Annotated in this window: 19 protein-coding genes and 1 pseudogene; 14 read left to right on the forward strand and 6 right to left on the reverse strand. The window is 44.7% G+C overall.

The genetic code is table 11. The features are described from left to right. The first annotated feature begins 48 nt into the window (after positions 1-48). The 5 genes from BACPLE_RS13765 (at position 49) to BACPLE_RS13785 (ending at position 4,833) form a co-directional block, all read left to right on the forward strand. Positions 49-639: an FKBP-type peptidyl-prolyl cis-trans isomerase gene (locus BACPLE_RS13765; RefSeq protein WP_007563004.1), complete on the forward strand. Its 591-nt coding sequence runs from the start codon at positions 49-51 to the stop codon at positions 637-639. An 83-nt stretch (positions 640-722) separates the two neighbouring features. Next, positions 723-1,577: a hypothetical protein gene (locus BACPLE_RS13770; RefSeq protein ID WP_007563005.1), complete on the forward strand. Its 855-nt coding sequence runs from the start codon at positions 723-725 to the stop codon at positions 1,575-1,577. 194 nt (positions 1,578-1,771) lie between these two features. Beyond that, positions 1,772-2,476 (forward strand): SIMPL domain-containing protein, encoded by a 705-nt coding sequence (locus tag BACPLE_RS13775; RefSeq protein WP_007563007.1) that lies wholly within the window; start codon positions 1,772-1,774, stop codon positions 2,474-2,476. Between the two features lie 199 nt (positions 2,477-2,675). Next, positions 2,676-4,460: a 30S ribosomal protein S1 gene (gene rpsA, locus BACPLE_RS13780; RefSeq protein WP_007563009.1), complete on the forward strand. Its 1,785-nt coding sequence runs from the start codon at positions 2,676-2,678 to the stop codon at positions 4,458-4,460. 97 nt (positions 4,461-4,557) lie between these two features. Next, the gene (locus BACPLE_RS13785; RefSeq protein ID WP_007563011.1) at positions 4,558-4,833 is read left to right on the forward strand and encodes a putative quinol monooxygenase; all 276 of its coding nucleotides are present in this window, start codon (positions 4,558-4,560) and stop codon (positions 4,831-4,833) included. A 131-nt stretch (positions 4,834-4,964) separates the two neighbouring features. Here BACPLE_RS13785 and BACPLE_RS13790 read toward each other — a convergent pair whose 3' ends face one another. Then, positions 4,965-6,350: a threonine/serine exporter family protein gene (locus BACPLE_RS13790; protein WP_007563013.1), complete on the reverse strand. Its 1,386-nt coding sequence runs from the start codon at positions 6,348-6,350 to the stop codon at positions 4,965-4,967. 85 nt (positions 6,351-6,435) lie between these two features. Here BACPLE_RS13790 and BACPLE_RS13795 point away from each other — a divergent pair, with 85 nt between their 5' ends. The 4 genes from BACPLE_RS13795 (at position 6,436) to BACPLE_RS13810 (ending at position 12,646) form a co-directional block, all read left to right on the forward strand. Beyond that, the gene (locus BACPLE_RS13795; RefSeq protein WP_040313230.1) at positions 6,436-6,741 is read left to right on the forward strand and encodes a nitrous oxide-stimulated promoter family protein; all 306 of its coding nucleotides are present in this window, start codon (positions 6,436-6,438) and stop codon (positions 6,739-6,741) included. A 179-nt stretch (positions 6,742-6,920) separates the two neighbouring features. Then, positions 6,921-8,117 carry an efflux RND transporter periplasmic adaptor subunit gene (locus BACPLE_RS13800; protein ID WP_007563016.1) on the forward strand — a complete coding sequence of 399 codons (1,197 nt, stop codon included), beginning with the start codon at positions 6,921-6,923 and terminating at the stop codon, positions 8,115-8,117. Between the two features lie 23 nt (positions 8,118-8,140). Further along, positions 8,141-11,245, forward strand: coding sequence for an efflux RND transporter permease subunit (locus tag BACPLE_RS13805; protein WP_007563018.1), 3,105 nt, complete (start codon positions 8,141-8,143; stop codon positions 11,243-11,245). A gap of 18 nt (positions 11,246-11,263) precedes the next feature. Then, positions 11,264-12,646 (forward strand): efflux transporter outer membrane subunit, encoded by a 1,383-nt coding sequence (locus tag BACPLE_RS13810; RefSeq protein ID WP_007563020.1) that lies wholly within the window; start codon positions 11,264-11,266, stop codon positions 12,644-12,646. Positions 12,647-12,711: 65 nt separating this feature from the next. Here the strand turns inward: BACPLE_RS13810 and BACPLE_RS13815 are convergent, their stop codons facing one another. From BACPLE_RS13815 to BACPLE_RS13835, 5 genes and pseudogenes are all read right to left on the reverse strand, one after another. Further along, the gene (locus BACPLE_RS13815) at positions 12,712-13,248 is read right to left on the reverse strand and encodes a GNAT family N-acetyltransferase (protein WP_007563022.1); all 537 of its coding nucleotides are present in this window, start codon (positions 13,246-13,248) and stop codon (positions 12,712-12,714) included. A gap of 21 nt (positions 13,249-13,269) precedes the next feature. Further along, positions 13,270-14,556: a M64 family metallopeptidase gene (locus BACPLE_RS13820; RefSeq protein WP_007563024.1), complete on the reverse strand. Its 1,287-nt coding sequence runs from the start codon at positions 14,554-14,556 to the stop codon at positions 13,270-13,272. 268 nt (positions 14,557-14,824) lie between these two features. Beyond that, a pseudogene (locus BACPLE_RS13825) lies at positions 14,825-17,130 on the reverse strand (TonB-dependent receptor). 32 nt (positions 17,131-17,162) lie between these two features. Continuing rightward, the gene (locus BACPLE_RS19360; protein WP_007563029.1) at positions 17,163-17,522 is read right to left on the reverse strand and encodes a hypothetical protein; all 360 of its coding nucleotides are present in this window, start codon (positions 17,520-17,522) and stop codon (positions 17,163-17,165) included. Positions 17,523-17,542: 20 nt separating this feature from the next. Then, the gene (locus tag BACPLE_RS13835) at positions 17,543-19,246 is read right to left on the reverse strand and encodes a bifunctional metallophosphatase/5'-nucleotidase (protein WP_050792093.1); all 1,704 of its coding nucleotides are present in this window, start codon (positions 19,244-19,246) and stop codon (positions 17,543-17,545) included. 210 nt (positions 19,247-19,456) lie between these two features. Here BACPLE_RS13835 and BACPLE_RS13840 point away from each other — a divergent pair, with 210 nt between their 5' ends. The 5 genes from BACPLE_RS13840 (at position 19,457) to BACPLE_RS13860 (ending at position 26,651) form a co-directional block, all read left to right on the forward strand. After that, the gene (locus tag BACPLE_RS13840; protein WP_007563032.1) at positions 19,457-21,595 is read left to right on the forward strand and encodes a Tex family protein; all 2,139 of its coding nucleotides are present in this window, start codon (positions 19,457-19,459) and stop codon (positions 21,593-21,595) included. Between the two features lie 14 nt (positions 21,596-21,609). Further along, positions 21,610-22,407, forward strand: coding sequence for an NAD(+) diphosphatase (gene nudC, locus BACPLE_RS13845; RefSeq protein WP_007563034.1), 798 nt, complete (start codon positions 21,610-21,612; stop codon positions 22,405-22,407). Further along, the gene (locus BACPLE_RS13850; RefSeq protein ID WP_148374567.1) at positions 22,404-24,806 is read left to right on the forward strand and encodes a transglycosylase domain-containing protein; all 2,403 of its coding nucleotides are present in this window, start codon (positions 22,404-22,406) and stop codon (positions 24,804-24,806) included. Before nudC ends, BACPLE_RS13850 begins: the two co-directional genes overlap by 4 nt. A gap of 171 nt (positions 24,807-24,977) precedes the next feature. After that, on the forward strand, positions 24,978-25,946 hold the full coding sequence (locus BACPLE_RS13855) for a hypothetical protein (RefSeq protein ID WP_007563038.1): 969 nt from the start codon (positions 24,978-24,980) through the stop codon (positions 25,944-25,946). 18 nt (positions 25,947-25,964) lie between these two features. Then, positions 25,965-26,651 carry a M15 family metallopeptidase gene (locus BACPLE_RS13860; RefSeq protein WP_007563040.1) on the forward strand — a complete coding sequence of 229 codons (687 nt, stop codon included), beginning with the start codon at positions 25,965-25,967 and terminating at the stop codon, positions 26,649-26,651. Positions 26,652-26,680: the final 29 nt, after the last annotated feature.

Here is a 26,680-nt window from a genome sequence, read left to right on the forward strand (position 1 = left end):
ATTTATCTTTGCGGCTGATAACTATTAATGCACATTTAAATTTTAAACATGGAAAATAAATACATCACAGTAGCATATAAACTTTATGCGGTAACAGACGGAGAAAAAGAATTGCGCGAAGAAGCTCCTGCAAGCCATCCCTTCCAATTTATCTCAGGAATAGGTTATACCCTGGAACGCTTCGAAAAAGAAATTCTGGCACTGAAAAAGGGTGACAACTTCAACTTTACAATTCCTTGTGCTGAAGCATACGGCGAAAGAGACGAAGACAACGTACGCCAGGTGCCCAAGTCTATGTTCTGCGGTCCGGATGGAAAATTCGATAGCGACAACATCTTCGAAGGCAACATCATCATGCTGAACGATGCAGAAGGTCATCAGTTCTATGCCAACGTAGGTGAAATCACTGAAGATAAAGTGGTGCTCGACCTGAACCACCCGCATGCTGGCAAAGACCTGATTTTTGAAGGTACCGTAATGGAAATGCGTGATGCCACCAACAAGGAAATGGAAAGCATCCTCAAACTGATGAGCGGTGAAGGTTGCGGATGCGGCTGTGACAGCTGTGGAGGCGGATGCGGCGAACACGAAGCTGAAGAAGACGGTTGCTGCGGTGGCGGTTGCGAACATTGTCACTAATAATCAAATCTTTGCTTAACATAAAAAAGAAGACGGCATGTTCCGTCTTCTTTCTTTTTCTACCTTTCTAATTCTGCTTTTACATGATTCTCATAGCCGATAGCGGAGCTACCAAAACCGACTGGTGCTTCGGAACTACTTTACATGATTGCCAACTTGTTCATACCGAAGGTATCAACCCTTTTCATCTGACAGAAGAGAAAATAAAACAGATTATTCAGGAAAGCCTGCTTGCACAACTGCCTTTTCCACAAGAAGAAGTGAAAGCCATTTTCTTTTATGGGGCTGGCTGTACCCCTGAAAAAGCCGGCAAACTTTCCGGTTTGCTTGCTGAAGTATTCTCACACGCAAGTATCCAGGTAGAAAGCGATTTGCTTGGAGCTGCCCGGGCATTGTGCAAGCATCAGCCAGGAATTGCCTGCATACTAGGAACGGGAGCAAACTCCTGCTTGTACGATGGGCAACGAATCACGCATAACACTCCTCCATTAGGATATATTTTAGGAGATGAAGGAAGCGGAGCCTATTTAGGAAAACGATTTGTAGGCGACTGCATCAAGCAACAGTTACCTTCCAATCTGCTGGAAGGCTTATTGAAGGAATATAACCTGACCGTAGCAGACATTTTAGATAAAGTGTACAGACAGCCGCAAGGCAACCGTTTTCTGGCCAGTCTTACACCTTATATATATAAGCATAAAAACCTGCCGGAAGTCCAGCAGTTCCTGACCGACTGCTTCAGCGATTTTTTCCGTCGCAACATACTTTCTTATCCGGGACATGCCCAGGTTCCGGTCTCTTTTGTAGGTTCCATTGCATGGTTCTTCCAACATGAACTAAAGGAAACAGCCCTAAAATTCAACCTTCATACGGGCATTTTCATTCAGTCTCCCATACAAGAATTGAAGGGTTTTCACCTCCCTGAAAAAACGCTTTGACGTTTACTGTCAAACACAAGTACATTCTCATTCAAACGCCTTTGTGTTTCACTTAAAACGCAAAGGCGTTTGAGTTAAAACGTAAAAGAGTTTTTCAATCTATAATAAAGACAGGGAAAATTCATTGGAAAATCCAATAATTTTCAATACCTTGCACTCAGATTCCGAATATCTAACTATAAATAAAAATCATCATGAAGAACTTTAGAATCGAAGCCATTATTCTGGCCATCGGCCTACTGCTATTAGGCGTATTCATCGAAAAAGGATTCAGTAAGTTTGCAGAAAAAGACCGTAGTGTCACCGTAAAAGGCCTGGCCGAAATAGAAGTCCCAGCCAATAAAGTAACCTGGCCACTAGTGTACAAAAGCCTGGGAAATGATTTGGGAAGATTGTACGACGACATCAAGCGTTCCAATCAGACCATCACCGGTTTCTTGAAAGAAAAAGGACTGACAGAACAGGAAATCAGCGTGAATGCCCCGGAAATCATCGACCTGGCTGCCGAACGTTATGGCAACAACCAGAATCCGGCCAACCGCTACAATGTGACTACAGTCATCACCGTTACTTCCGACAAGGTAGATTTGATACGGGGACTTATCAGTGAGCAGGGAGAACTGCTAAAAAGAGGCATCGCCATCACTTCTGGAGAATACCAGTACAAAGTACAGTATGAATATACTGATTTAAACAAGGTAAAACCGCAGATGATTGAAGAAGCCACCAAAAACGCACGCGAAGCAGCCGAAAAGTTTGCCAAAGATTCCGGCAGTAACCTCGGCAAAATCCGTCAGGCCAATCAGGGGCAGTTCAGCATTACCGACCGCGACCCGAATACCCCTTATATCAAGAAGATACGCGTAGTCACCACCATAGACTATTCACTTGAAAACTAACAGAAAATCCAAAAAACTTATAAAAAACCGGAAAAACCTCCCATATGGAGCCTTTTTCCGGTTTTTCTATTTTTCTTCCTCCTAAAAAATGCAGGCAAGCCTTTTAATATTCAGGATTTTATTATACCTTTGCAGCCGATTTATATAAACAATATAAAGTCTAACACAATTAGTTATTTAAAAACAATTTTTTTATTTAATGGAAAACTTAAAGAACATTGCTCCTATTGAAGATTTCAACTGGGATGCGTATGAAAATGGTGATGCAGTAACCAGCGTAAGCAAAGAAGATCTTGAAAAAGCTTATGACAGCACGCTGAACAAAGTAAACGACCGTGAGGTTGTAGACGGTACTGTAATCGCAATGAACAAACGCGAAGTGGTTGTTAACATCGGTTACAAATCAGATGGTATCATTCCATTGAGCGAATTCCGTTACAATCCGGATTTGAAAGTAGGTGACACTGTAGAAGTGTACATCGAAAACCAGGAAGACAAAAAAGGTCAGTTGATCTTGTCTCACAAGAAAGCTCGCGCTACTCGTTCTTGGGATCGTGTTAACGCTGCTCTTGAAAACGAAGAAATCATTAAGGGTTACATCAAGTGCCGCACTAAGGGTGGTATGATTGTTGACGTATTCGGTATTGAAGCATTCTTGCCGGGTTCTCAGATTGATGTGAAACCTATCCGTGACTACGATGTATTCGTAGGTAAGACTATGGAATTCAAGGTTGTTAAAATCAACCAGGAATTCAAGAACGTGGTTGTTTCTCACAAGGCTCTTATCGAAGCTGAACTGGAACAGCAGAAGAAAGAAATCATCAGCAAACTTGAAAAAGGTCAGGTACTGGAAGGTACTGTTAAGAATATCACATCTTACGGTGTATTCATCGACTTGGGCGGCGTAGACGGTTTGATTCACATCACAGACTTGTCTTGGGGCCGTGTAAGCGATCCTCGCGAAGTTGTTTCTTTGGATCAGAAGTTGAACGTTGTAATCTTGGACTTCGACGACGAAAAGAAACGTATCGCTCTTGGTTTGAAACAGTTGACTCCGCACCCATGGGATGCACTGGATCCTAACTTGAAGGTAGGTGATCACGTGAAGGGTAAAGTAGTCGTTATGGCTGACTACGGTGCATTCATCGAAATCGCTCCGGGCGTAGAAGGTTTGATCCACGTATCAGAAATGTCTTGGTCACAGCACCTGCGTTCAGCTCAGGACTTCATGAAAGTGGGCGACGAAGTAGAAGCTGTTATCTTGACTCTGGACCGCGAAGAACGCAAGATGTCTTTGGGTATCAAACAGCTGAAAGCAGATCCATGGGAAACTATCGAAGAAAAATATCCTGTAGGTTCTAAGCATGTTGCTAAAGTTCGCAACTTCACTAACTTCGGTGTATTCGTAGAAATCGAAGAAGGTGTTGACGGATTGATCCACATCTCTGACTTGTCTTGGACTAAGAAGATCAAACATCCTTCTGAATTCACTCAGATTGGTGCAGACATCGACGTAGTAGTTCTGGAAATCGACAAGGAAAACCGTCGTCTGAGCTTGGGTCACAAGCAGCTGGAAGACAATCCTTGGGATGTATTCGAAACAGTATTCACAGTAGGTTCTGTTCACGAAGGAACTATCATCGAAATGCTGGATAAGGGTGCTGTTGTAGCATTGCCTTATGGTGTAGAAGGTTTCGCAACTCCGAAACACCTGGTAAAAGAAGACGGTTCTCAGGCTCAGTTGGATGAAAAATTGCCGTTCAAGGTAATCGAATTCAACAAGGATGCAAAACGTATCATCGTTTCTCACAGCCGTATCTTCGAAGATGCTGCTAAGGCAGAAGAAAAGGCAGAAAAGAAAGCTTCTAAGAAGACTTCTAAGAAAGAAGAAACTCCGATGATTCAGAACCAGGCAGCTTCAACTACCCTGGGTGACATCGACGCTTTGGCTGCATTGAAAGAACAGCTGGAAGGTAAGAAATAATTCTTTCTAAATAAACTCAAAAAGGGATTGTACACTTGTACAGTCCCTTTTTTTTATCCTATATTTGCAACGTCAAATAACTTAAAACAAAACAACAATGATCAGACTAAACGTATTTATTCAAGTAGAGAAACAGAACTACGACCAGGTAGTAAACATAGCAAAAGAACTGGTAGCCGCTTCACAGAAAGATAACGGATGCGTAGCTTACGACCTCTTTCAGAGCACTACACGCCAGGATGTCCTGATGATTTGTGAAACATGGAAAGATGCGGCTTCTCTTGCAGCACACGAACAAGCTGCACATTTCACTACCCTAGTTCCAAAGATTCAGGAATTAGCCGCTATGAAACTGGAAAAATTTGAATTCTAACAAGAACTCAAGAATCCGTATGATACGAAAAATCCCACCTGACTTCTAAAAGTCTCGGTGGGATTTTTTCATAAAGAAGTAAATCTTCTTCACTTCTATAAAGAATAATGAACGAACAAATCAAAGTTTAATTACCATTCAACGAACTTGCCGCGAGCCTTACGTTCTTTCAAAAGCTCTGCCAGACGCTTATTCTTTGAAGAAGCAATGAAACGACGTCCGAAGATGTTCGGAATAGCAACTCCTAAAGCAATACACATAATCACAAGTCCGGAATTTACACCGCTTTCTATTGCTTTCATCAGAGGAGTTACCTGATCAATGCTCTGCACATTGATATTGATGATACCAAACAGCATACGATACATCAGTACTCCCGGAATCATCGGGATGACAGAAGGAATAGTCAGCACATGGTTGGGCACATGGAACCAGTGAACTGCCTTAATGGCAATCAAGCTAACCAGCACAGCTCCCGAGAAAGAACCAATAACCAGTCCCATATCCAAACCGATATTGTCTGTGCTCGGTCCTAAGTTCACAAAGTTACGCGTACATACGGCAATAATACCTCCGATAGCTACTACCCACAACAAACGACGCTGTATATTGAAAATCATCGAGAATCCCATGGCTGAAATAGCTGCAGCGATGGCATACTCCCAATACTGATGATGAGGAACCATACTGATGGTCGGGAAGAAGTTTTCAATATGGCAAAGTTTCACGGCAAATGCGATACCGAAAGCCATGGCAGCCACCATCAGCAAGGTATTCACCGCTCTGACAATACCTACCTGAATATAATTATCCAGCATATCGTCCACAAAGTTAATCAAAGGAACTCCAGGCACAATAAACAAGGCACAGGCAAGCAACGGATGCCAGGGAGTAGATGTCCATTCTGCAGGCAACAAAGTAGATGCCCATGCAATGATGGTAGCCACAAAGGCAGAAATAGCGATTCCCATGTAATGATTCAAACCAGACTCATTGCATACCTGACGCAAGCGCATACCCAATATGGCAGCAATTGATGCATACAAGAATGCCACCCAGTCACAACCGAACTGAATGCAGAATCCGCCACAGGCAAATCCGGCGCCAATCGCCACTTGCCACGGAGTGTAATTACGTTTTTTCTTACGAATCTTTTCCAGTTCTTCTTCATACTGGTCGAGCGTGTAATCATTTTCAATCGCACGCCAGGAAAGCTTGCTGACTTCCGAAATGACCGTCATATTCACTCCATGACCTTCAATTCGCTGGAATTTAGTAAAAGAATAGTCACCATCACTCACGTTCACCATCAACATGGTAAAACTGACGTTGATGTGAAGCTTCTCTTCGGGGATACCAAGATAAGCAGCCGTACGTTTCATGTTTCTTACAATACGGTTCGTATCGGCAAGACTCTCTACCAATAATTTTCCCGTACGCAACAATAAATCCACTCTACGATGCAATTGCTGATCGTGAGCCTTTACAGTTGTCTCTAAATGTTCCTCTAATATCATTTTGTTTAAAGATTATTTTGAGCGCAAAGTTACGAAAAATATCAATTCTATTCGTACCTTTGTAAACTGAAGTTCTATATAAAATATGAATAAACTTTCACGGATAGAAGAAGAAAAACAGACCATAGCACAAATGATTCATTTTTATTGCCGGCATAAGGAGAAAAATCAGACCTTATGTTCTGCATGCAGCGAGTTGCTCAAATATGCACATCAAAGACTGGAGCACTGTCCGTTTGGAGAACGAAAGAAAACGTGTCGCCAGTGTACCGTGCACTGTTACCACCCCAAGATGAGACAAAAAATAAAAGAAGTCATGCGTTTTGCTGGTCCTCGAATGATATGGTATCACCCCATCTGGACCCTCAAACATTTGTGGAGAGAACGATGACCACAGTCCGATTGTGGATTTTTTCTACAACAACTTGTAAAATTCCCCAATACATCTTTATTAAATCGAGGTTAAATCTATCTGATTTTCAGCTTATAAAACATTTTTGTATCTTTGGCACGAATCTTGTTCGCCATTTTAAAGATAATGGCATCTAAAACTATAAAAAAATTGAACTTATGAAACGCTTTTTGACTAGGAAAGAATTTAAGGTAAAAAGAAAGGAAATGATTTACATGGTTATCGGCATCGCAGTCATTTTATCCCTTTACTTCATTTTTACTCGAGAGAAGAAACCCGTAGCTGAAACGCCGATTGTGTCAGTTATGCCAGCTAGCCAACAAAATGTACAAATTTTCGGTGAATATGTAGGCCGTATCCGTGCCCAGCAATTCGTGGAAGTACGTGCACGTGTAGAAGGTTTTCTGGAACAAATGCTATTCGAGGAAGGAACCTCAGTCAAGCGTAATCAAGTATTGTTTGTCATCAATCAAGATCAATATCGTGCCAAGGCTGACAAAGTACGTGCTCAGCTGAAAAAAGATCAGGCACAGGCGCAAAAAGCGAAACGTGACCTGGAACGTATCCGCCCGCTGTATGAACAAAATGCAGCCAGCCAGCTGGACCTGGACAATGCGGTAGCTGCTTACGAAACAGCTGTAGCCAGCGTAGGTATGAGCCAGGCCGACCTGGAACAGGCTGAACAGGAGTTAGGCTACACGATTGTCCGCTCGCCGATTTCAGGAGAAATCAGTGAACGTCACGTCGACTTGGGAACACTGGTAGGAAGCAATGGAAAATCGCTGCTGGCTACTATCGTAAAAAGTGATACCATTCTGGTGGACTTCAGCATGACAGCCCTGGACTACTTAAAAAGCAAGGAGCGAAACGTTACATTCGGTCAGAAAGACTCTACCCGTTCCTGGCAGCCTACTGTAACCATCACATTGCCTGACAATACTGTATACGAGCATAAAGGTCTGGTAGACTTTGCTGCTCCTCAGGTGAATCCCAAAACTGGAACATTCTCCGTACGTGCCGAACTGGCCAATCCGGACCACGTATTGCTGCCGGGACAGTTCACCAAAGTAAAGGTATTGCTCGACGTACGTGAAAATGCCACAGTAGTTCCCCAGAAGGCTCTTATCATTGAAAAAGGAGGAGCTCATATCTTTGTCATGCGAAAAGACTCAACCGTGGAAAGACGATTCATTGAGTTAGGCCCTGAATTCGAGAACGATGTAGTAGTAGAACGCGGATTGTCGGCCGGCGAAATGATTGTCTACGAAGGATTCCACAAACTGGCTCCGGGAATGAAAGTCCGCGTACAAGATCCGGCCAAATTACAGAGCGAAGCGAAAAAAGAGGAAGAATAACTCACCCCTAAACAAATTTACGCATGAAAGTCAGCTTTTTTATTGACAGGCCCGTATTCTCGGCTGTCATCTCTATATTAATCGTGATTGTAGGTATCATCGGTTTGATGATGCTGCCTATCGACCAATACCCGCAGATTACTCCGCCTGTGGTAAAAATCAGTGCCTCCTATCCGGGAGCCAGTGCCGTAACGGTATCGCAGGCTGTAGCTACTCCTATCGAACAGGAATTGAACGGAACACCGGGTATGCTTTACATGGAATCCAGCAGTTCCAACTCAGGAGGATTCTCTGCTACTGTTACTTTCGATATTTCTGCCGACCCAGACTTGGCGGCGGTAGAAATCCAAAACCGTATCAAACTGGCGGAATCTCGTCTGCCGGCGGAAGTGATTCAGAATGGTATCTCCGTAGAAAAACAGGCACCCAGTCAGCTGATGACGCTGTGCTTGACTTCGGACGACCCCAAATTCGACGAAATTTATTTAAGTAACTTTGCCACATTAAACGTACAGGACTTGCTTCGCCGTATCCCGGGAGTAGGACGTATCTCCAACATCGGAAGCCGTTACTACGCCATGCAGATATGGGCCGACCCAGCTAAACTGGCAAACTTCGGATTGACGGTACAAGACCTTCAGAACGCATTGAAAGACCAGAACCGTGAATCAGCTGCCGGTGTACTCGGACAGCAACCCGTAAGCGGAGTGGATATTACCGTGCCTATCACCGCACAGGGCCGTTTGTCATCGGCCTCTCAGTTTGAGGAAATTGTATTGCGTGCTAACCCCGACGGTTCACTTGTACGTCTGCGCGATGTGGCAAGAGTATCACTGGAAGCTTCTTCCTATAGCACAGAAAGTGGTATCAACGGAGGAAATGCAGCCATTCTTGGAATCTACATGCTTCCTGGAGCCAACGCCATGGAAGTGGCACAGAACGTCAAAGAGGCCATGAAGGAAATCAGCAAAAGTTTCCCGGAAGGTATGGAATACAACTTCCCGTTCGATATGACCACTTATATCTCGCAGTCTATTCATGAGGTATATAAGACTTTGTTTGAAGCATTGGTGCTGGTAATCATCGTGGTATTCCTTTCACTGCAGAGCTGGCGTGCTACACTGATTCCAGTCGTAGCAGTTCCTATCTCTTTGATTGGTACCTTCGGATTCATGCTGATATTCGGCTTCTCACTGAACATGCTGACCTTGTTAGGACTGGTACTGGCCATTGGTATTGTGGTGGACGACGCCATCGTAGTAGTGGAAAATGTGGAACGCATTATGGAAGAAGAGAAACTCAGTCCATACGAAGCCACCAAGAAAGCCATGGAAGGTCTGGTAGGCGCTATTATTGCTACCTCACTCGTATTGGCAGCGGTATTCGTTCCTGTAAGTTTCTTGTCAGGTATCACCGGACAGCTTTATCGCCAGTTTACTATTACTATCGTAGTATCTGTGCTTCTGTCTACGGTTGTAGCGCTGACCTTGAGTCCGGTAATGTGTTCACTCATCCTGAAACCAGTTGATCCGAATAAACCCAAGAACAAGGTGTTCAGACTGATTAATGAATGGTTGGCTATCGGAAACAATAAATACATTATTTATATCAAGCATGTCGTCAAACACCCGCGCCGTATAATGGCAGGCTTTGGAATGGTATTGGTTTTCATCTATGTATTCCATCGCCTTGTTCCGACCAGCTTCCTTCCGATAGAAGACCAGGGATATTTCACTGTGGAACTGGAACTTCCGGAAACAGCCACTTTGGAAAGAACACGTATCATAACTGACAGAGCTATTGACTTTATCATGAAAGACCCGGCAGTGGAATACGTACAGAATGTAACAGGTAGCAGTCCGCGTGTAGGTACCAGCCAGGCCAGAAGCCAGTTGACCGTCATCTTGAAAGAATGGAAGGAACGTGATAACACGACCATTGACGAAGTAATGGACCGCATACAGAAAGAGCTGGAAAAATATCCGGAAAGTAAAGTGTATCTTTCTACTCCTCCGGTAATTCCCGGACTTGGTACTGCCGGTGGTTTTGAAATGCAGCTGGAAGCCCGTGGCGATGCAACGTATGACGATTTGGTAAGAGCTACGGATACGCTGATGTATTACGCTTCACAACGGAAAGAAATTGCAGGATTGTCTTCATCACTTCAAGCAGAAATTCCTCAGTTGTATTTCGATGTAGACCGTGATAAGGTTAAGTTAGCAGGTGTTCCGATGGCAGATGTATTCTCTACCATGAAAGCTTACACTGGTTCTGTTTACGTGAATGACTTCAACATGTTCAACCGTATCTACCGTGTATACATTCAGGCAGAAGCTCCGTATCGTCAGCAACGCGACAATATCGGTCTGTTCTTTGTAAAAGGATCTGATGGTGACATGATTCCGCTGACAGCCCTTGGAACTACTGATTATACAACCGGACCGGGAAGTATCAGACGCTTTAACATGTTTAATACAGCCGTTATCCGAGGAACTACAGCCAATGGAGCAAGTTCCGGTCAGGTAATGGAAACGCTGGAACAGATTGCACGCGAAAAATTACCCGACAATATCGGTGTTGAATGGAGCGGTCTGTCCTATCAGGAAAAGAAAGCCGGCGGACAAACCGGACTCATCCTGGCGCTGGTATTCCTGTTCGTCTTCCTGTTCCTGGCAGCCCTTTATGAAAGCTGGACAGTGCCTATCGCCGTATTGATTTCACTTCCGGTAGCCGTTTTGGGAGCGTATGCGGGTATTACCCTCTGCGGTTTGGAAAATGACACCTATTTTCAGATTGGTCTGGTAATGCTTATCGGTCTTGCCGCGAAGAACGCCATTTTGATTGTGGAATTCGCCAAAGACGAAGTCGATAAAGGACGTGATATCGTAGAATCTGCTCTTCATGCAGCCAGCCTGCGTTTCCGCCCCATCTTGATGACCTCACTGGCCTTCATCCTGGGTATGCTTCCAATGGTGATTGCTTCAGGTCCGGGTTCAGCCAGCCGACAGGCCATCGGTACCGGTGTATTCTTCGGAATGATAGTAGCTGTTACCGTAGGTATCCTGCTCGTGCCGTTCTTCTTTGTAATGATTTACAAAGCTACCCACAAAATTAAAGCGAAACAGTAAACCTTACAGATGTAGCTTATGAAACTGAAAAATCAACTATATAAAATTTTGGTGATTCCCGTAGCAGCCCTCCTGATGGGAGGCTGCAAAATCGGGAAACAATACACCCGTCCTCAGATAGATTTGCCCTCTACCCTCGACAGCACAAGCGTAGATACCGTATCTATTGGTGACTATCCCTGGGAACAGCTTTATACGGACACGATCCTTCAGCAACTCATCCAAAAAACCTTGGACAACAACAAGGATATGCTGATTGCAGCAGCAAAAGTCAAGGAACTGGCTGCCATGAAACGTATTGATTATGCAAACCTCTTCCCTCAAGTCGGACTTAAGTTCTATGCAGAACAAGAAGGCGAAGACCACGGAGGCGGACACTATAAATCAGACGACCAGTATGATATAAAACTGGGGGTTACATGGGAAATCGACCTGTGGGGAAACCTTCGCTGGGCCAAAGACAAAAGTATGGCCGAGTTTATGGGTTCCATTGAGAATCAGCGGGCCTTGAAAATGAGTCTGGTGGCACAAGTGGCACAGTCCTACTTTGAATTGGTGGCTCTCGACAATGAACTGTCTATCGTGAAAAAGACAGTAGATGCCCGCCGGGAAAGTCTGCATCTGGCACGTATCCGCTACGAAGGGGGACTGACTTCAGAAACGGCCTTCCGTCAGGCACAGGTGGAATTGGCAAGAACAGCCACTTTGGTTCCCGATTTGGAAAAGAAGATTACATTGAAACAAAATGAAATAGCCTTCTTAGCTGGAGAATATCCTCACGACATAAAAAGAACGGTCCTGCCTGAAGATGTAATTCATGCAGCTTCCTTACCCGTAGGACTCCCCTCTTCCTTGCTGGAGCGTCGACCAGATGTACGCCAGGCTGAACAAGCCGTTATCGCCGCCAATGCAGCTGTAGGAATTGCTTATACCAATATGTTTCCTAAACTGACACTGACAGCCAGCCATGGTTCAGAGAACGAAGAACTTTCTCATCTGTTCAAATCGCCCCATTACCTATTGGCGGGAACCATTCTTCAGCCCATTTTCGCCATGGGAAAAAACCGGGCCATGCTGAAAGCAAAGAAAGCAGCCTGTGAACAAGCTGCCTACGCATACGAGAAAGTGGTACTGAACGCTTTCAAAGATGCTTACAATGCCATAGCAGAATATAATAAGGTAAAAGAAATCTATGAAACCCGCTTGAGACTGGAGCAGTCTTCGAAAATCACACTTGATTTGGCTCAGCTGCAATATATCAACGGAGTAATTGGTTACATGGATTTGCTGGACGCACAGCGAGGTTACCTGGATGCCCAAATCGGATTGAGCAATGCAGTACGTGACAAACAGATTACGATGGTTAATTTATACAAGGCCTTAGGAGGAGGCTGGCAATAATCCTCCCATAAAAAAACGCGGAAACTTGATTAGTTTGAGACATCAGTTTCCGCGTTTTTTGTATATTATACAGATTCTACTCCATATACCCTACGGTAAATTTCATTCCGTATAGATTCAAATTCTTTGTCTATCGTTTCTGTTCCTGCATACATCAGGAACATGGGAAGTGTTTCTCCTCCCTTGCGGTACGAAGGCTGTACATACTCTTTTTCGCATAAACTAAATCCACACCGCTGATAAAAACCGATACGCCGGCGACTCCATTCGTCCACCGGTTTCTCCACTTCCAGAATAATGACTCCCGGGAATTGCTGCTGAAGGACTTCCATGATTTTCCGTCCATATCCTTTATTGCGCACAGATGGAGAAGTAGCCAGATGCTCCACATAAGAAAAGCCGGCAAACTTCCACACTGTAATAAGTCCGACCAGAAGTTCATCATCTGAAATCAAGTAGCAGGTAAAGGCTGCACAGTTATCCACATTATTTCGTTGTGCTACATCATCCCTCCGCTCCGCTTCAGGGAAAGACTCATGCAACAAGTTTTCTACAAAAGAATAGTCTTTGTCTGTGGTTTGAAGTGGTGTAAATTGAAGCATAACCAATAGATTTAGAAATTATTACTCTGTATAAAAACGAATCGTCCGTTCCAAGGAGCGCTGGCATACGGGACAGAACACAGGTGCCTCATTGATTCTCATCCGGCATTCCGTAGTCGGGCGATAAATTCCCTTTTTAGTGTAACCAGCCCCTTCGTATACCCCAACTTTTGTGTAAATCAGTTTTTCATCGGTCTGAGGTTTTGTCGGCACAGGAGTTCCCTGTTCCAGCATATCCTTCCATTTATCTTCAAAATGAACCAAAGTCGTAATATTCGGTTCCCAAGGCTCTATATCATAAGGATACAACGGACTGGGAGCCTCATCATACGCATATTCATCGGCCAGCCCTCCAAAACTATGCCCAAATTCATGTACTACGACTGGTCTGAACATAGAGTGATGTGCCGTAGTTAAAGTGTAGGAGTTGTAAATACCTCCTCCTCCGTAGGTATCCGTATTGGCAAGGATAATGATATGCTCGTATGGAATGCCTGCCAGCCAGTTATGAATGGCTTTCACGCTACGGGTAGTCAGATAACGGTCGGAGTAAAACGTATCAAAATGCGAACTTACAGCTGTTTTTTTCCATTCATCCTTTCGGGGAATACTTACCCCACTGTCTTTTGACTCACTAAATACAGCCACAATATTGAAGCGGTCTTTCAGTTTCTTAAACGGTTCATGCGCAAACAAGGCTTCACACGCCACCGCCGCATCTTTGTAAAACAAATCCGATTCATTAGCTGCATAACCTTCTGCCATAATGGCCACGTCAATGCATTTATCCGAAGAACCTCCTTGCCACAGATAACGATGCGGTGTCAGTTCTCCTTCCCCTCTTTGATGAATCAGAATATCGGAAGGATTTACCTCATGTACCAGTGTGGCACTCACTTCGCGCGAGGCGTTCCGCAAAACGACGGTGATTTCTGCCGGCTGCTTGGGATAAGGCACCAAAAATGTATTTTCAAATCCACGTTTCACCACCTTGGCTTCCTGTTCTCCAATCCATTCCTGAAACAAACTGGAGAAAGAAGTGCGGTAGATAACCTTCCCGGTAGCCTTATCCTTCATGGTTATCTCTCCATTTCCTTCCAACGGAAGTTCCGACAAATGATGGCGTCTTCCTGCCCACTGCGGAAGAACCGACAATTCATCCAGACAAATGTCCTGCTTGTCTGCATTTCCCATAAATATATAATCCAGACGAAGCGTCTTGTCTACAAAATAATCTTCAAAAGTCTGCGCAAAGGTACTGCTTCCAAGTGACAGCCCCAATGCAAAAATCAATGCTGCTCTTTTCATACGTTCTTTTATTTTCCCACAAAAATAATGAAATGTCTTGTTTCCACACAATCCGCAGTCTAAAAAGCATTTCAATATATCACTCTTTCATAAAACCAGTACTTCCAAGAAAGTACTACAGTACTGCAAAGGAAGTACTCCAGTACTTTCAGGGAAGTACTACAATACTGCAAGGAAAGTACTGACTTTACATGAAAATACTTTGAACAACACATAAAAAAGCGGTGTCTCCGCCAAGAGACACCGCCATCCAAATAGTTATCATCAATTAATTAAAGAACTTTATTCCAATAAAGTATGTACGCGGCTGTGTTGGGCCATAGAAATACTTGGAGTCACGATTCATACCTTTATCCAAATCCTTCTGGAAGGCATTAAAGATATTCTGCACACCTCCGTTTACCTGCAACTTCAGATGGTCGTTCAACACAAAGGTGTAATTCAGCTTCAAGTTGAAATCCATAAAGTCTGGGGTATGTTCCAGACGGTCCTTCTCGATGTATCCGGCAAAGTGAGGAACAATCATACGTCCCGTATATACGCCGGAAAGAGAAAAATCAAAGTTCTTCAACGGGGCCGAACTGAACGTAAAGTATCCATAGTAATCCGGCGTACGCGGCATGCGTTTGATAGCTGCTACATCTTCATCTTCGCTCCATCTCACCGCTTCCGTGTAACGGCTGCGCTGTACCGTAAAACCTAACTGCAACTGTGCTTCCTTTCCATGGGCAATCTTGTAATCGATATTGGCTCCATACACCCGTGCCCCGTTTCCGTTTCTGCGTTCCTGAACCAATGTGCCCGATACAGGGTCCTTTCCTAAACTTTCCAGATAGAATACATCGTTCAACGCTGTATAGAAACCTTCAATCAGCAAGTTCGACTGGAAATGTCCGAAATTGAAACTCCAGTCTACAGAGCCACTGAAACTGTTGGAGCGTTCCGGTTTCAATCCTTTTGCCAGTCGTACTTCCATGGCCTCACCTCCTACGGCCGCCACATGCAAGTCCTCATCGTATGCCTGAGGCGCACGGAAACCCGTCGACCAGGTCAGACGCCCCTGGAATTTATCAGAAGGCTTCCAGAGGGTATTGATACGCGGACTGAAAATCACGTTATCCACCAAATTGTGTTTATCCAAGCGGAACCCAGCCAATATCGTGAAATAATCCAGTTTCCATTCATTCTGCACAAATCCGCTGGCAATCTTCACATCCTGTCTTAAGTCACGTCCGTAACCCGTCATCACATCATGCAAGGAGTTATACTGGTACTCCAGTCCACCGGTAAAGGTAGCCGGAGAAAAGAGACAGTTGTCCATGTTTCCTACATACATAGCACCACCTACAGCAGTCAAGTCTTTGGTTTTTCCGTATGCATTCTCTGCCTTGTCTGCCCCGTAATAGCTGTTACGGTCGGTGTGCTGTGCCGAAGCATATACAGAAAGCTTGTGCTTGTACTCATTGAAGAAAACATCATACGTCAGTCCCCCGCTGTTAATGATGTGCTTGGTCTGTTCCGTAATGTCCGTTTCGTGAGGCTGCAAGTCAAACTTGTTTCCTCCACGACGGAACTCGTTGGTGGTATGATATTCCAAACTGATACGGCTGAACTGTGTCGGACGGTAATATGCCCGCAGTCCGAATGTATTCATATTCAGTTTACCCAATTCAGAAAATCCATCTCCATCCGCATCATACGGATTACGGTTGCGATAAGACTGATACAGCGCGATACCATACGAATTGTCGGAAGATACCAGTGACGCATTGGCTCCCATATACTGTTCCCATACCTTTCCGTTCAAGTTCGACATGGTAGAAGCCACCTGAAATGAATTACGAACGGGGTCTTTGGTAATGATGTTAATGGTACCCCCACGGCATTGGCTCCAAATAAAGCAGAACCACCTCCGCGAACCACTTCCACGCGCTCAATCATATTGGTTGGAATCTGCTCCAATCCATACACGCCCGACAATGCACTCATCACCGGACGACTGTTAATCAGAATTTGTGAATAAGGTCCCTCCAATCCATTGATACGTACCTGAGGGAAACCGCAGTTCTGGCAATTGTTTTCCACACGCAATCCCGACTGATAGTTCAGCGATTTAGCCAAATCGGTAGAATTGACAATTTCAAACAACTTGTTGCTCATTACATTCACCACCACAGGCGCTACCTTACGGCTGGTTTCATTCCGGTTGGCCGATACTACTACCTCATCCGTCATGATACTTTCTTCCTCCATGACAAAGTGCATGTCGACCACAAAGTCTTTGCTCACCGTCACCTTCTTTACCTGAGTGGTATATCCCATTATCTGCACCTTCAAGGTATATTCTCCTGCCGGAAGCTTTTTAAAACGGAAATATCCTCCGGCATCCGTCACCGTACCTTCTCCAGTTTCCACCAACAACACGGTAGCATAAGGCAATCCTGCTTCCGAACCTTTCTCAATTACGTGTCCCACAATGGCATTTCCTTCTTTTACGGGACCATCAGCGTATGCAATAATACAGCTGACAAGAGCGCATACCACTCCCATCAGCAAATTGATATATTTTTTCATTATTTGCTCCTAAAAAATTAATACTATGTTCTTCAAATTCCCAATAAGAACGATAGTACAGGAGGAGCACGGAGGTACATCCCTTCCGTACAACAACATACAGCATGGAATGTATTCTTTATATAAGGTAATGAATAGAGCAGATGCAAATCGGGAGTCTTTACTTCCGTATGCCCAGGCTCCAATGAAGAAAAAGTCGACAGAAAATGCAGCGCCAATGTCTGCCCGTCACTATGAGAGTGAGAATGCGAGAAGGGATGCGAGTGCACAAGCATCACCCCGTTTACCACATGCACGTGGGTAAACAGGGCAGTCGTGGCATAATATGCGGCAAACAAAGTGGCCAGACACAATGCCCATACTCGTATATGTTTGCGGAACCCTTTACACATTTTCCGTCTTCCTACGTATTTTATTCGTTATCTTTGTTTCCAAACAAAAGTTCATAATCACGCTTTGCAGCAGGTACAGTCCATTCTTCAGGAATAAACTTCCACTGGTTCAGCGGAGCCGGATTCAGTACTTTAACCTCCTCAATCCGTTTCATCAGGTAATAGCGCAAATCCTTATCCGTTGAAAAGACAATACGCTTTGCCAGTTCTGCTTTGGGAATACCTGCTCCCTTAGTCAGCAAGTCTCCTCCTCCATTTCCACGATAGGAGTTGACAGCTACCCGATATTGCTTGTCCATCTCGAACGGCTTGCCGTCGGCCATCCGTTCGATCGTAATTCTCTTTCCGTATGGTTTGGTCACATCCACCGTATAGATGATACCCGCCGCAGAATCAAAATTGAAGCTGGGATTACGGAAACGACCGAAACCGTTATCTTTTTCGTTCAGCAACAGCAGGTGGTCATCGGGTGAAGTCATCTGGTTCACCCAAAGGTCATACGACATTTCCAGAAAATCCTTTACTTCCTTTCCAGTCAACACCATCGTGTAAAGCATGTTCTCAAACTTATATAAGTTGAACATATCGCTCATACGAATGTCTCCTTCTTTAATCTCGGCATAAGCCGACAAAGGCGCACAGAAAGAAATATCTGCTCCGGTAATATCCAGTTGCAACTGATGAATCAAATCAATAAAGGCTGACGGGCCAAAGAACGCATCCTTAGAAGAAATCGTATGTTCCATCCGTCCGATTTTCCGGGACACAAAAGCCTGCGTCGCCTCATACTGTTTCTGGAAAGTATGCATGAAATCCTTATCTACGGCATAGTCATCCATGTTCACCAGCTTTCCGTCGACTTGCTTCGATACAACCTTTCCATCCTGTTTCTTCACCGTTACGGTCACTTCTGACACCACTTTTGCCGTATTGGCCGGATCAATTACCAGCACAGAATCGCCCGACGCATTGGCTACTCTTTCATTCCAGCGGGTATGGTCGTGTCCCATAAAAACGACATCGAACCCTGGCACATTGGCAGCCACGCCTTTCGAACCGTTTTCTACCACATTGTCCAGTTTTTTTCCATCCATTCCTGAATGAAACAGTCCAATCAAAATATCCGGTTGTTCTTTTTCACGAATTTCCTTCACCCATTTCGCCGCACATGCTTCCATGTCTTCAAAACGAAGTCCGGCCCATAACTGCTCAGGCAACCAGGATGGTACTGCCGGCGTAATCATTCCTAACACTACCACCTTCACTCCGTTCCGTTCCAATACTTCATAAGGTTTCAGATAAGGCTTTCCAGTCTTCACATCCACGATATTGGCCCCAAGTATAGGAAAGTCACACTGTCCTACCCAACGGTCGTACACCGCATGTCCTGTCTCCACATCATGATTGCCCATATTGCCCACATCATAGCGCATATAGTTCAGCATAGCGGCACATACATGTACGGAAGCAGTATCCATATAATTGTAGTAATAAGCCACAGGCTGTCCCTGCAGAATATCACCGTTGTCCATTAAAATAAGATTGTCGCCATACACCTCACGTCCTTCCTTCACGTAAGAAGAAACGCGGGCCAGACTTCCTCTCATCTGCTTGTTCTGTATAAAATCATAGGGAAAGTAGCATCCGTGCACGTCGCTCGTCTCTACAAATTTCAATGTGATGGTTTCCTCATTATTCGAGGCTTTCAAATGTCCTTGACCCATACCGAGTAATGTGATCAGGCTGATTAAAAAGTAAAATCGTCTAGTCATCATTTTTGCAGACTTTTATATAAGTTTTTGCAAAGATACGAGAAGTTGCCGACATTCCCGCAGAATACTTCCTAAAATACCCAAATACGAAAGATTTCCCAACCGCTTTTTTATGCCATTTTTTCACTACTTTTGCAACCAAATAATATAAAGCCCCTATCAATGGAAGAATTCAGCCAGATGATTGCCGCTGAACTGAAACTACCGGCACATCGCATAGCCAATACACTCAAACTGCTCCAGGGAGGAGCGACCATTCCTTTCATCAGCCGTTACCGTAAAGAAGCTACCGGCGGACTGGATGAAGTGCAGATAGGCGACATTCAGACACGGTATGAGAAACTGTGTGAATTGTCCAAACGAAAGGAAACCGTACTTTCCACCATCGAGGAGCAAGGGAAACTGACTCCAGAGCTGAAAGCCCGCATTTCTGCCTGCTGGAATGCGACTGAACTGGAAGACATTTACCTTCCCTTCAAGCCCAAACGAAAAACCCGAGCTGAGGCTGCACGTGCCAAAGGACTGGAACCGCTGGCCCTCTTGCTTATGATGCAAAAGGAAAACAACCTTGCTGCCAAGGTACGGAACTTCGTCAAAGGAGAAGTCAAAGACGAGGAAGATGCACTGAAAGGAGCACGCGATATTCTGGCTGAACAAATCAGCGAGGACGAGCGGTCGCGCAACCTGATGCGTAACCAGTTCCAGCGCCAAGCTATCATTCAGTCAAAAGTGGTCAAAGGAAAAGAAGCAGAAGAAGCTTCGGCCAAGTACCGCGACTACTTTGATTTCTGTGAGCCCTTGAAGAAATGTTCTTCCCACCGCCTGCTGGCTCTTCGCCGGGGAGAATCGGAAGGTGTCTTGAAAGTAACCATTTTCCCGGAAGATGAAGATATGTGCAACGAACGCCTTCAACGGCTGTTCGTTCGGGCAAACAATAAATGTGCACACCAAGTGGAAGAGGCCCTCACCGATGCCTACAAGCGCTTGCTGAAACCTGCCATTGAAACCGAGTTTGCCGCACTCAGCAAGGAGAAGGCTGATGAAGAAGCTATTCGGGTATTCGCAGAAAACCTCCGTCAGCTGTTGCTGGCCCCTCCTTTGGGGCAGAAACGGGTGATGGGTATCGACCCTGGATTCCGTACGGGATGCAAAGTGGTCTGCCTGGATGCACAAGGTACCCTTCTGCATAACGAGGCCATTTACCCCCACCCGCCCAAATCTGAATATGCACAGGCAGCCCGAAAGATTGTGAAGTTAGTGGAACAATATAAAATCGAGGCCATTGCCATCGGAAACGGCACGGCCAGCCGTGAAACAGAGCAGTTTGTAACCAGCCAGCGCTACGACCGTGAAGTACAGGTTTTCGTGGTCAGCGAAGATGGAGCGTCTATTTACTCAGCCTCTAAAACTGCCCGCGAAGAGTTTCCGGATTATGACGTAACGGTACGTGGTGCCGTATCTATCGGCAGAAGACTGATGGACCCATTGGCTGAACTGGTGAAGATTGACGCCAAATCCATCGGCGTGGGACAATACCAGCACGACGTGGACCAGACCAAACTGAAGGCTTCACTCGACCAGACCGTAGAAAGTTGTGTCAACCTGGTGGGCGTGAATGTCAACACCGCAAGCAAGCACCTGCTGACCTACGTTTCCGGATTAGGTCCTACACTGGCACAGAACATCGTGGACTACCGTACTGAAAACGGTCCGTTTGAGTCACGCCGCCAGTTATTGAAGGTACCGAGAATGGGAGCTAAAGCCTACGAACAGTGTGCCGGATTCCTCCGTATTCCGCAAGCCAAGAATCCACTGGACAATTCTGCGGTTCACCCGGAAAGCTACCCGATTGTAGAACAGATGGCTAAAGACCTGAACTGCACGGTAGCCGACTTGATTAAGGACAAAGAACTCCGCAGTAAAATCGATTTGAAGAAATACGTGACCGATACGGTAGGTTTACCCACCCTGACAGATATTCTTCAGGAGCTGGACAAACCCGGAAGAGACCCCCGCCAGAAAATACAAGTATTTGAGTTTGACAGGAACGTACGTACCCTGGACGACCTGCAAGAAGGGATGGAACTACCCGGCATCGTGACCAACATCACCAACTTTGGCTGCTTTGTCGACATCGGTATCAAGGAAAACGGACTGGTGCACGTATCGCAACTGGCCGACCGTTTTGTCAGCAATCCGGCCGACGTGGTACGCATCCACCAGCATGTACGGGTCAAAGTTATGAGTATTGACCACGAGCGGAAACGTATTCAGCTCACCATGAAAGGATTGAACAACTAAATTGACAGATAACAATGAAACAAGATGAAAAGGAGCTGTACGGCTGGTTTATTTTCTGCCCCAAACAGCAGCTCCTTCTGGTTAAAGACGGAGACAAGTTCCACATCCCATATTCCGTGGAACCTCCCGTACAACTTCCTGCTGATACGCCCATACATACCGTCGGGGAAATTCTGGGCCATCCGGCAAAAGCATGTGCCCTTCCGCTGGAAGCACTAACAGAACAGAACACCTCATTTATTCCGACAGACCTGCGCGCTTCGTACGATGTACTGCCGCTGGAAGAATATCAATGTGCCGGGAAAGCCTCTCAGGTACTGACATGGGACAAGAACAGCCGCTTCTGTCCGGCTTGTGGCACCCCCACCACACAGACGGGTCCCATCACCAAACGATGCCCTCACTGCGGACAGGAAATCTATCCGCGTATCTCTCCTGCTGTCATCGTTTTAATAAAGAAAGGGGATAGTGTATTACTGGTACACGCACGCAACTTCCGGGGCAGTTTCAAAGGACTGGTAGCCGGCTTTTTGGAACCTGGCGAAACACTGGAAGAGTGCGTACACCGCGAAGTAATGGAAGAAACTGGTATCCGTATCAAAAACCTGAAGTATTTCGGGAGCCAGCCCTGGCCTTATCCAAGCGGTATCATGGTGGGATACTATGCGGAATATGAGAGTGGAACCATCAAATTACAGGATGAAGAACTGAGTGCCGGAGCATTCTACCACCGCGACCACCTGCCGGAAATCCCCAAGAAACTAAGTATTGCGCGAAAGTTGATTGACGCATGGTTAAACAACGAGATATGAAAAAAGCAGCATCATTTCTTATCCGACTTTTTCAACAGCTTCTGAGCCGGATAGTCAAAATCGGAAAACAGTGCATAAGCTGGTATGTACATACTTTCCGCAAATTGCCATGGTATGGGCGTACCGGAATGGGAATCCTGACCGGCATTGGCATGCTCATCGTCTTACTGGTCATGATTGACCTCAATTTCTTGTGGCTGTTCGGAAAATCACCGAGCATGTTTAACATCAAAGAGCCTATACAGCACATCGCCTCCGAGATTTACAGTGCCGACGGAAAACTGATTGGAAAATTCTATTCAGAAAACCGTACACCGGTGGAATACAAGGATATTTCTCCGATACTGGTCAAGACGCTGGTCTGCACGGAGGACGAACGCTTTTACAAACATTTCGGTATCGACTTTGAAGGAGTATTTGCTGCCGCCAAAGACTACGTGGCTCACGGAACGGCACGCGGAGCCAGTACCATCACTCAGCAGCTGGTCAAAAACCTGTTCAAGGTACGTTCACAATACTCTACCGGACTTTTAGGACATATTCCCGGAGTAAAACTGCTGATTATGAAGGCCAAGGAATGGGTTACAGCAGTCAAGATTGAAATGCTGTACAGCAAGGAAGAGATTCTGACCATGTATTTCAATACAGTAGACTTCGGAAGTAACGCATTTGGTATCAAGACGGCCTGTCATACCTATTTCAATACGACTCCCGATAAAATTACCGTAGAACAAGCTGCCACACTTATCGGTCTGCTGAAAGCTACGACTTATTATAATCCTAAAATCAACCCGAAGAACAGTCTTTCACGACGGAATGTGGTATTGGGAAAGCTCTATGAACACCATGTACTGAACAAGCATCAGCTGGATTCCATCCGGAAACTTCCCACCATTCTGAAATTCAAGCAGGAGAATTATTACACTGGTCCGGCACTCTATTTCCGCGAAGCCATAGCCAATGAACTGAAGGAATGGTGCAAAGAAAATAATACAGACCTCTATGGCGACGGACTGAAAATTTATACCACACTCGACAGCCGGATGCAGCAATATGCCGAAGAAGCTGTCAACCGTCAGATGCGTGAAGTACAGAAACGGTTTGATGCACATTGGGGTACACAGGCTCCGTGGCGGGACCGGAATGGAGAAGAAATTCCTCGCTTCATCGAAGAACTGGCCGAAAAGATACCGGCCTACCAGTATCTGTCCCATAAATACGGCAACCAGACTGATTCCATCACCTACTACCTGAACCAGCCACATCGTTGCAAGGTCTTCGACTATGACCTCGGACAAAAAGATACCCTACTCAGCACCATGGACTCTATCCGCTACATGGAACGCTTCATGCACTGCGGATTTGTAGCCATCGCTCCGCATACGGGAGAAGTAAAGGCATGGGTAGGCGACATCAATTTCCAATCTTGGAAATACGATAAGGTGTTGTCCAAGCGTCAGCCCGGCTCTACCTTCAAACTCTTTGTCTATACGGAAGCCATGAACCAGGGATTATCTCCCTGCGACCTGCGTGTGGATGAAAACATTCCCTGGGAAGTGGAAGAAAATGGAGAAAAGAAACTCTGGATGCCTCACAATGCCAATGGAGGTGCCACTCTCGATACCATGTCACTGAAAATGGCGTTTGCCCAATCGGTCAACACCATTGCTGCCAACATAGCCCATGAAGTAGGCATTCACCAGATAGCCACTACTGCACACCGCATGGGCATCCAGACCAAACTGGAAGAAACACCGGCCCTCAGCCTGGGAGCTTCTGACGTATCGCTATTGGAGCTGGTTTCTGCATACGGCACCGTAGTGAACGATGGAGAAGCCATTCAGCCCATACTGATTACCCGTGTAGAAAATAAGGATGGAAAAGTTATCTACCAGAAAGAGGCCGAAACGACCCAGGCCATTCCTTACGCCAGTGCCTATCTTATGCAACAGATGTTACGAGGTGGACTGACTTGCCCGAAAGGAACTTCACAAGCGCTCTGGCGTTTCCGCATCTTTGATAAAGGTACGGAGTTCGGCGGGAAGACCGGTACCTCTTCCAATCACTCCGATGCCTGGTTTGTGGGTATCAGTCCCAACCTGGTAGGAGGAGCCTGGGTAGGCGGAGAGTACCGCAGCATTCATTTCCGCACAGGCGAACTAGGGCAAGGCAGTCGCACCGCACTGCCCGTATTCGGCTATTTCATGGAAAAAGTATTGGCCAATCCGGAGCTTGCCGCACTTTATGCCAAGAAATTCCCAAGTCCTAAAGAAAAGCTGGACCGTTCATGGGATTGTAATGACTATTTCCCTCACTACTGTGACAGCGATTCCATTTATGCAACTTTAAAGGATTCCTTACAATTTGAAACCAATGATGAACTGAGTCCCACAGAATAGAAGTATAATTTTATTTATAAATCTCTATCCTGTCATTAAATTTATCTTATTTCTGTAAGATAATTTAATGACAGGATTTTTATTTTTTATACTGAAATTTGTCATGAGGAATAAAATTTCAAAAGGCATTATTTAAATCAAATAAATCTTAACAAAAAAAAGAATTGCTTTATGAAACAAATCTTTTTCATCATTATTTCAGTATTATCATATACTGCACTGAGTGCACAAACATATTTACCTACTACAAAAAATAGTAATGCACATAATGATTATTTTCTAAAAGGAAAACCAGAAAGCCTTTATCATCGAACATTCGAACTATCAAAAGATTCACTAACCGGAGAAATTATTATAGGTAAAGAATTTGATTCTCTCTCAGACTCTTCTTTTCGTATTTATTTTACAAACGACGGAGATGTACAAGAATTTCATCATATATACAATGGCACATCCTCTACTTCATTGCGTTACTTTTATGATCCAGAAAAACGATACTGTGTCTTACAAACCTATTTAAATTCTCCAGAATCATATCAAAGAAACTGGATAGAAAATTACCAAAGTTCAGATAACACTCAAAGTAATGTGTACAACCTCATACAAGAAGAATATTATATGTCCGACTTTGGAGACTCACTTCTTCTTACAAATCGTGACACAATTCTCTGCATTGAAAAAGATGGCATTTTTTTATCTTATTTCTTTTATAACACAAATAGTCAATGTGATAATTATCCTGCAAAAGACAGTCTCTATTATGCACAATACATAGATAGTTGTCGCAATAACGTTCTTCCTCAATACAGAACTATTAACCTATACAACGAACAAGAGCAAATTGTAACTCAAATAGAATATACGCCAATCAGTAAGCAACCATCTTACATGGAATATTATTACTACAATGAACAAGGGCTTTTAATCTCACATAAAAGATTGACTTATATAACATTCGATGAATTCGGAGAATACGTATACAGCCATGAGCCGCAATCCGACATATTCCGATACGAGTATCCTGATAATTCCATTGACGAACAAGGAAACTGGACCAAGAGATATGTATTCCGTCAATTCCGTAAAGAAAAGGAGCAACCACTCTACCTGGAATGCCGACAAATCGATTATATAAAATAAACTCACTCCATTTATAATATGAAAAAACTGACCATTACCTTAATTACCTTGTTGTTTTCCTTTGTCACAGGAACAGCACAGCCAGAAAGTTTATCAGCCAGACACATGCAACAAAGAGGACTTATAAACATCCAATCTCTCGACCCTAATATTCTGGTAGATTTAATGTATGCCAAAGCTGATAACTTTGTTGGAAGAATTTTATATACAGATCTTAAAGAAGCGTATTTACATCCTGAAGCAGCCAACGCACTCATAAAGGCACAAAAACTGCTAAAAGCTATTCACCCTTCATATAGACTCATAGTATACGATGCTACACGTCCGATGTCCATCCAGCAACAAATGTGGGATACCGTAAAAGGAACTCCTTCCGAAAATTACGTTTCCGACCCTGCCAACAAAGGAGGCACACATAATTATGGTTTTGCTGTCGATGTGAGTATATACGATACCTTACGCAAAGATACCATTCCAATGGGGGTAAAGGTGGATCATCTGTATAGCGAATCGAATATTGACAAAGAAGACCAGCTGGTACTGACCGGAAAAATCTCAGCTGAAGCAAAAAGCAATAGAGAACTCTTACGATACGTAATGACACAGTCCGGTTATCATACGTTGTGTTCCGAATTCTGGCACTTCAACTACAAAGGATACAACCGTGACTGGCTGACAGCCCATGGTTACCAAGCTATTCCATAAACTTCAAAACAGACTCTTTTTATCTCACC

The organism is Phocaeicola plebeius DSM 17135, assembly GCF_000187895.1.
In the GTDB taxonomy this organism is placed as follows: domain Bacteria; phylum Bacteroidota; class Bacteroidia; order Bacteroidales; family Bacteroidaceae; genus Phocaeicola; species Phocaeicola plebeius.